General features: G+C 64.6%; 3 protein-coding genes. 1 reads left to right on the forward strand and 2 read right to left on the reverse strand.

Translation table 11 applies throughout. The features are described from left to right. Positions 1 to 259 precede the first annotated feature (259 nt). The gene (locus ACFQ00_RS20005) at positions 260 to 1,015 is read left to right on the forward strand and encodes an SDR family oxidoreductase (RefSeq protein ID WP_381495330.1); all 756 of its coding nucleotides are present in this window, start codon (positions 260 to 262) and stop codon (positions 1,013 to 1,015) included. 11 nt (positions 1,016 to 1,026) lie between these two features. On the opposite strand, the gene ACFQ00_RS20010 is transcribed toward ACFQ00_RS20005, so the two are convergent. Continuing rightward, positions 1,027 to 1,206, reverse strand: a complete 180-nt coding sequence (locus tag ACFQ00_RS20010) for a hypothetical protein (RefSeq protein ID WP_381495332.1) — start codon at positions 1,204 to 1,206, stop codon at positions 1,027 to 1,029. Positions 1,207 to 1,253: 47 nt separating this feature from the next. After that, positions 1,254 to 1,767, reverse strand: a 514-nt coding sequence (locus tag ACFQ00_RS20015; protein ID WP_449325427.1) for a DODA-type extradiol aromatic ring-opening family dioxygenase, incomplete at its 5' end; no start/stop codon positions are given.

Consider the following 1,767-nt stretch of genomic DNA (forward strand, 5'->3'; position numbering starts at 1 on the left):
CGTGCGCGGTGCCGGCGAGCAAAGCCGCGGCAGCAGTCGTTTGCAAAAAGCGGCATGTTAACATTGTCGTTTCCTCCCCCAGCCTGCGGCCGCCCATGCGGCTCTCACATTGCTTCGATATAGTACTATCGCAAAAGGCAGCGTGCAACTGACTTCTATATCGAAGTAAGATTGTTGCGCCGGATCGTGCGGCCTGTCAGATGCCGGCCGTCTCGCACGAGGCGTGCGGCCGATGGGTCACTCAGGAGGCAGGATCGAAATGCTTGAGAAGCGTACGATTATCGTGACTGGTGGCGGGGGTGGCATCGGGCAGGCAACCGCGCTGGTGCTCGGAAAAGCGGGCGCCAACGTCGTGGTCAGCGATATTTCCGATGCGGGCGCAGAAACCGCCCAGATGATTGGTGCCGCCGGCGGCGAGGCCTGCTTCGTCCGGGCCGATGTCGGATCCGAAGCTCAGGTCGAAGCCCTCGTGGCCAAGGCGGTCGCACGATATGGACGGCTGGACGGGGCGTTCAACAATGCCGGCGTCGAGCAGGCGAACACGCCGCTTCATGAACTGAGCGCCGACCAATGGGAGCGCGCCATCCGGATTGACCTGACCGGTGTCTTCTACTGTCTCAAGCACGAGATTGCGGCCATGCTGGACAGCGGCGGCGGAGCGATCGTCAATACCGCATCCGCATTAAGCGAAGTCGCGATTCCACAGGCGGCCGAATATGTCAGCGCGAAGCATGGCGTCGCCGGCCTGACCAAGGCTGCAGCGATCGACTACGGCGCGCGGGGCATCCGGGTGAATGCCGTGCTTCCGGGCATCATCCGTACCGCAATGATCGACCGAGCCATCGAGCACCCGAGCTTCTCGGCTTACTTCGAAAAATTGCTTGAGCATCATCCGATCGGCCGGTTCGGCCAGCCGGCCGAGGTCGGCGAGACCGTCAAATGGCTGCTGTCGGATGCAGCGTCGTTCGTCACTGGCGCCATGATCTCGGTGGACGGCGGATATCGCGCCATCTGAGCGCATGGCCGCTATCGCCGCCGGCCGAGCGCCGCCATCGGCTCGATTCGAAGCGCGCCGGCGAGTTGCATCAGCAGCAGGGGGTGGACGCCTCGTTCGCGGAGGCCCGCCAAATCCTTGGCAAGCAGCAGGCGAAGGTCTCCCTTATCCAGACCGGCCGCCTTCGCCTCGCCGGCCAGCTCGTCGAGCAAGGAGGGGTCCCGAGCGATCCTGCGGACCAGCCTGTCGAGTACGAAGTTCATCGGGCGAACAGTCGCGCCAGCGCCATACCGGTCGCCCACTGCTCGACGGGCTCGTAGCAGAACAGCTCGCCAGGACCCTGTCCGGCAGCCATCGCGGTGATCCAGTTGCGGATCTCCTGACCACCATTGCCGGCGCGTTCCCCGACATCCGCGACATCGAGCGCAACGAGCGCAGCCAGATCGCCTTGTTCCACGCGTCCGAGAAACCAACGATCGAATTCGCTGTTGATGTCGCCCATCTCCGGCGTGGCGACCCAGTGCGAGAGGCCGCCGCCGGCGAGCAGCACGACGCGCTCGTCGGTGCCGCGCGCTTCAACCGCGGCACGAAGCATCGTGCCAAGCTCCGCGCAGCGCCGGAACGGCGGCAACGGCTCGGTGCTGGAGTTCTGAAAGATCGGGACGACCGGTACGTTGAACTCCGGCGTCAGCAGGCTCAGCGGGCATAGGAAGCCGTGGTCGAGCTTGGGCTCGACCGCCCATGCCAGGTCGAAGCCCGCCTCGATTCCAAAC

This window comes from Sphingosinicella xenopeptidilytica (genome assembly GCF_042676985.1).
In the GTDB taxonomy this organism is placed as follows: Bacteria; Pseudomonadota; Alphaproteobacteria; order Sphingomonadales; family Sphingomonadaceae; genus Sphingosinicella; species Sphingosinicella xenopeptidilytica.